This window comes from Nocardia araoensis NBRC 100135, from assembly GCF_000308435.1.
Classification (GTDB): Bacteria; Actinomycetota; Actinomycetes; order Mycobacteriales; family Mycobacteriaceae; genus Nocardia; species Nocardia araoensis.
In genome coordinates, this window is sequence record NZ_BAFR01000091.1 from 1 (window position 1) to 4,577 (window position 4,577).

General features: G+C 70.6%; 7 protein-coding genes. 5 read left to right on the forward strand and 2 right to left on the reverse strand.

Features of this window, described 5'->3' with window-relative positions; genetic code table 11:
* Positions 1 to 338 (reverse strand): iron chelate uptake ABC transporter family permease subunit (locus ON21_RS11795; protein ID WP_039797867.1); only part of this gene is annotated, 338 nt, incomplete at its 3' end.
* Positions 335 to 1,363: a FecCD family ABC transporter permease gene (locus ON21_RS11800; protein WP_306307697.1), complete on the reverse strand. Its 1,029-nt coding sequence runs from the start codon at positions 1,361 to 1,363 to the stop codon at positions 335 to 337. The genes ON21_RS11795 and ON21_RS11800, both read right to left, overlap by 4 nt.
* Before the next feature lie 149 nt (positions 1,364 to 1,512).
* Here ON21_RS11800 and ON21_RS11805 point away from each other — a divergent pair, with 149 nt between their 5' ends.
* The 5 genes from ON21_RS11805 to ON21_RS11825 form a co-directional block, all read left to right on the forward strand.
* Positions 1,513 to 2,211 (forward strand): hypothetical protein, encoded by a 699-nt coding sequence (locus ON21_RS11805; RefSeq protein WP_039797873.1) that lies wholly within the window; start codon positions 1,513 to 1,515, stop codon positions 2,209 to 2,211.
* Positions 2,212 to 2,486: 275 nt separating this feature from the next.
* Positions 2,487 to 2,876, forward strand: coding sequence for a PaaI family thioesterase (locus ON21_RS11810; protein WP_245562555.1), 390 nt, complete (start codon positions 2,487 to 2,489; stop codon positions 2,874 to 2,876).
* Between the two features lie 76 nt (positions 2,877 to 2,952).
* Positions 2,953 to 3,255 carry an urease subunit gamma gene (locus ON21_RS11815; protein WP_039797870.1) on the forward strand — a complete coding sequence of 101 codons (303 nt, stop codon included), beginning with the start codon at positions 2,953 to 2,955 and terminating at the stop codon, positions 3,253 to 3,255.
* A gap of 50 nt (positions 3,256 to 3,305) precedes the next feature.
* Entirely contained in the window at positions 3,306 to 3,617 is a 312-nt protein-coding gene (locus ON21_RS11820) for an urease subunit beta (RefSeq protein ID WP_039797871.1), read from the forward strand.
* Positions 3,618 to 3,665: 48 nt separating this feature from the next.
* Positions 3,666 to 4,577 (forward strand): urease subunit alpha (locus tag ON21_RS11825; RefSeq protein ID WP_039797872.1); only part of this gene is annotated, 912 nt, incomplete at its 3' end.

The following is a 4,577-nucleotide window of genomic DNA, read 5'->3' on the forward strand; positions in this document are numbered from 1 at the left end:
AGCATGTCCGGGGCGGCCAGCGGGTTGTGCAGGATGGACTGGGTGATGGCGCCCGCGAGTCCGAGCGCGAGGCCGACCACGAGCGCGGTGAGCGCGCGCGGCAGCCGGGATTCCAGCACGATGAACCGCTGGGCCCTGGTGCCGCCGCCGGTCAGGACGTCCAGCACGCGCGCGAGCGGCAGATGGGACTCGCCCAACGCGATGTCCAGGCAGAACAGGGCGAGCGCCAGCGCGATCATGACCGCGACGATCAGGATCATCCGCGGTCGCAGCACCGCCGACGCAGGCCCGACGCGCAGGGCGGGTCGCGCACCCGCGGTTCGCAACGAGATCGTCACAGGTTCACCAGCTTTCGCCTGCGCACGAACGCGAGGAAGAACGGCACGCCGAGCGCGGCCACCACCACGCCGACCTCCAGCTCGCCGGGGCGCGCCACCACCCGTCCCGCCACATCGGCGATCAGCAGCAGCAACGCGCCGAAGAGCCCGGAATAGGGAATCAGCCAGCGGTGGTCCGGCCCGGTGACCGTTCGCGCGAGATGCGGGACCACCAAGCCGAGGAAGGCGATCGGCCCGACCGCCGCCGTCGCCGCCCCCGCCAGCAGCACGACGGCCGCCAGTCCGAGTGCGCGGCTGCGGCCGACATGCACGCCGAGCCCCCGTGCGACGTCGTCGCCGAGGCCGATCAGATTCAGTCCCGGCGCCGCCAGCACCGCCAGCAGCATGCCCGCGGCCAGGAACGGCAGCACCTGCCAGAACACCGCGGCATCGCGGCCCGCGACGGCGCCGATCACCCAGAACCGGTAGGTGTCCAGCGCGGCGGCGTCGAACAGCACGACGGCGTTCGTCATGGCCTGGAGGAACGCGGTGACCGCCGCGCCGGCGAGTACGAGGGTCAGCGGGCTCGCCTTTCCGCCGCCCACGGACGAGGTCGCGAACACCGACACTCCGGCGATCAGCGCTCCGGTGAGCGCGAACCAGATGTATTGCTCCGGCGCGCTGAAGGCGAACAGGTACACACTCAGCGCGGCGAGGAACGCCGCGCCCGCGTTGAGTCCGAGCAGCCCGGCGTCGGCGAGTGGGTTGCGGGTGTAGCCCTGGACGAGCGCGCCCGCGATGCCCAGGGCCGCCCCGCAGACCAGTGCCAACGCGGTGCGGGGCAGGCGCAGTCCGCGCACGATCTCTTCCTCGGTGGAACCGGCTGCGCACCTGAAGGGTCCGCCGGGGCAGGTGAGCGCATGATGCACGGCGTCGTACACGGTCCCCGGCGCGAGCGTGCGTGCGCCCACCGCGACACCGGCGAGCACGGCGAGCAGCAACAGGGCGGTCGAGACGAGGAGTCCGGAAAGACGTCGCCGCCTCACGGTGGCAAGGGAGGTCACGGCGACGAGCTGCTCCTGGAATCAGCGAGACGGTTGCTAGGTCTGGTAAGCCTAACCTATCTTTCGCTACAGGCGAGCATGGCCGAATGTCCGCCGCGCCGCGCGACGGAGCCGATCCCCGAGGAGGTTCGATGACCGAGCTCATCACCACGCCACATCGCTCGACGACGGCGTTCGGCCGCGCCTGTGCCCGGCTGCGCGCGCTGCAACCGGAGCATCCGCGGGTCTATGCCGTCGCCGCGATCGCCGAGCAGGGCAAACGGCGCTGGTGGCAGCTGGCGGACGGGGTGCGCGAGGGGCGCGTCGAACTCATGTACCGACGGCATGTCGCGGAGATGATCAACGCCGACATCGCGGCGGAAGTGGTTGCCACGGCGCTGATCCACGCGATAGCCGGACGGGTGGTCGCGCTGCTCGTCGCGGAAGGGCGGGCCTGGGATCCGGGATTGGAGAATCTCTGGATCCATACCGACAACGACGGCGGAATCGACTGGGCGGGCCTGTCGGACACCGCGATTCGTGTGGTCGACGGCGATTCTCTCGCGGGCGGCCGTGGTGTCGTCACGCTGCCGTGTGAGCAAGCGATGTACGTCTGGCTCGCGCATCGCTGCGAGTCCGCGCTGACCGTCGTCCAGCGGACCCTGACGCGCTGTTCCGGTCTGAGCGCCCGGCGGTTCTGGTCCCTCGTCGGTGAATCCGTCGCGGGGACTTCGACTTACGTGCCAGATCTGGCGCGGACCGATTCCGTCGTCGGCGCGCGTCGTGGTCAGGCCCTTCTGGCGGCGATGGCCGAGCGGGGGCTCCCGGTACGGCGGTCGGCTGTTGCTTAGTTAGGTAAGCCTGACCTATACTCAGGTCCGGCGTACGGATCGCGCGAGAGTCCCGAGGGCTGCGGTGACCCCCGATCCCTTGCCGCGGCGGGCTCCACTTCCGGTGGGGCCCGCCGCTCTGTTCGCGCACGGCCACCGGCCGACCCGGCCGCTGAACGGCGCCGTCTTGCGGATGAGGCCGCGGCGACGCGTGTCGGGCGCTGTGCGACAGTGAATACATGACACAGCAGGAGACTCGGCAGGTCGGCTCGCTGGCGGACGTCACGCCCGAGCAGATGAACGCCTACAGCGAAGGCACCTTCGCCGACCTGATCGGCCTGCGCTACACCGAGCTGAGCCCCGACCGTGTCCGCGGCGAGTGGGTCGTCAAGCCGCATCTCTACCAGCCTGCTGGCATCCAGAACGGCGGCGTCTACTGCACCGTCGTCGAGACGCTCGCCAGCATCGCGGGCGGCATCTGGTTCGGCGACCAGGGCACGGTCGTCGGCGTGAACAACAACACCGATTTCCTGCGGGCGGTGCGCGAGGGCACCCTGACGGGCGAGGCGACGCCGCTGCATCGGGGCAGGCTGCAGCAGCTGTGGCAGGTCGTCATCACCGATGAGCAGGGCCGCACCGTGGCGCGCGGTCAGGTGCGACTGCAGAATCTGCCGCATCGGTCCTGACCGCTCGACCGGCGACGGCGGAACGGGCGTGCCAGAATGTGCGTCACCCGTCACTGTGAACCGGTGAGGAGCCCGGATGCGACTGTCACCGCATGAGCAGGAGCGCCTGCTGCTCAGCTACGCCGCCGAGCTGGCCCGACGCAGGCAGGCGCGCGGACTCAAGCTGAACCATCCCGAGGCGGTCGCGCTGATCACCGACCACGTGCTGGAGGGCGCGCGGGACGGGCGCACCGTCGCGGACCTGATGTCCTCGGGACGGACGGTCCTCACCCGCGACGACGTGATGGAAGGTGTGCCGGAGATGATCCCCGACGTCCAGGTCGAGGCGACCTTCCCGGACGGCACCAAGCTCGTCACCGTGCACCACCCGATCGGATAGGCGGGCGGTATGCGGATTGCGAGCGCTCCCGAGCCGGACCGAGGCCCGGCGTGATCCCCGGCGAATACCTTTGCGCCGAGGGCGTCATCGAACTGAACGCGGGCGCGGCGCGCCTCGAGCTCGACGTGGTGAACACCGGCGACCGGCCGGTGCAGGTCGGCAGCCATGTGCACTTCCCGCAGGCGAACGCGGCGCTGGAGTTCGACCGCGCGGCGGCGCACGGCCACCGCCTCGACATCCCGGCCGGGACCGCGGTGCGCTTCGAACCCGGTCTCGGACAACGGGTGTGGCTGGTGCCGCTGGGCGGCGCACGCGAGGTTCGCGGGATCAGCCTGACCCCACCGGGCCGTCTCGATGACTAGCGCGTGCGCGGACTTCGCGGAGTATGCGGGCTCAGGAGGTAGGACGCGATGAGTGAGCTGAGCCGGGCGCGGTACGCCGAACTGTTCGGACCGACGACGGGTGACCGGATCCGATTGGCGGACACCGATCTGCTGATCGAGATCACCGAGGACCGCAGCGGGGGACCGGGGCGCGCGGGTGACGAAGCCGTGTTCGGCGGCGGCAAGGTCCTGCGCGAATCCATGGGCCAGTCCCGAGCGACGCGCGCCGAGGGCGCTCCCGACACCGTGATCACGGGCGTGGTGATCATCGATCATTGGGGAATCATCAAGGCGGACGTCGGTATTCGCGACGGACGGATCTGCGCGATCGGCAAGGCGGGCAACCCCGACACCATGACCGGGGTGCACCCGGACCTGGTCGTCGGGCCGTCCACCGAGGTGATCTCCGGCAACGGCCGCATCCTCACCGCGGGCGCGATCGACTGTCACGTGCATTTCATCTGCCCGCAGCTGCTGGAGGAGGCGCTCGGCGGCGGCATCACCACCCTCATCGGCGGGGGCACCGGTCCGGCCGAGGGCAGCAAGGCGACCACCGTGACGCCCGGCGCGTGGCATCTGGCGCGCATGCTGGAGGCCACCGACGGCTGGCCGGTGAACATCGTGCTGCTGGGCAAGGGCAACACCGTCAGCGCCGAGGCCATGTGGGAGCAATTGCGCGCGGGCGCATCCGGTTTCAAGCTGCACGAGGACTGGGGCTCCACGCCCGCGGCGATCGATGCCTGCCTCACGGTGGCCGAGGCGGCGGGGGTGCAGGTGGCGCTGCACTCGGACACGTTGAACGAGGCGGGTTTCGTCGAGGACACCCTCGCGGCGATCGCCGGCCGGGGCATCCACGCCTACCACACCGAGGGCGCGGGCGGTGGGCACGCGCCCGACATCATCACCGTCGCCGCCCATCCCAACGTGCTGCCCAGTTCC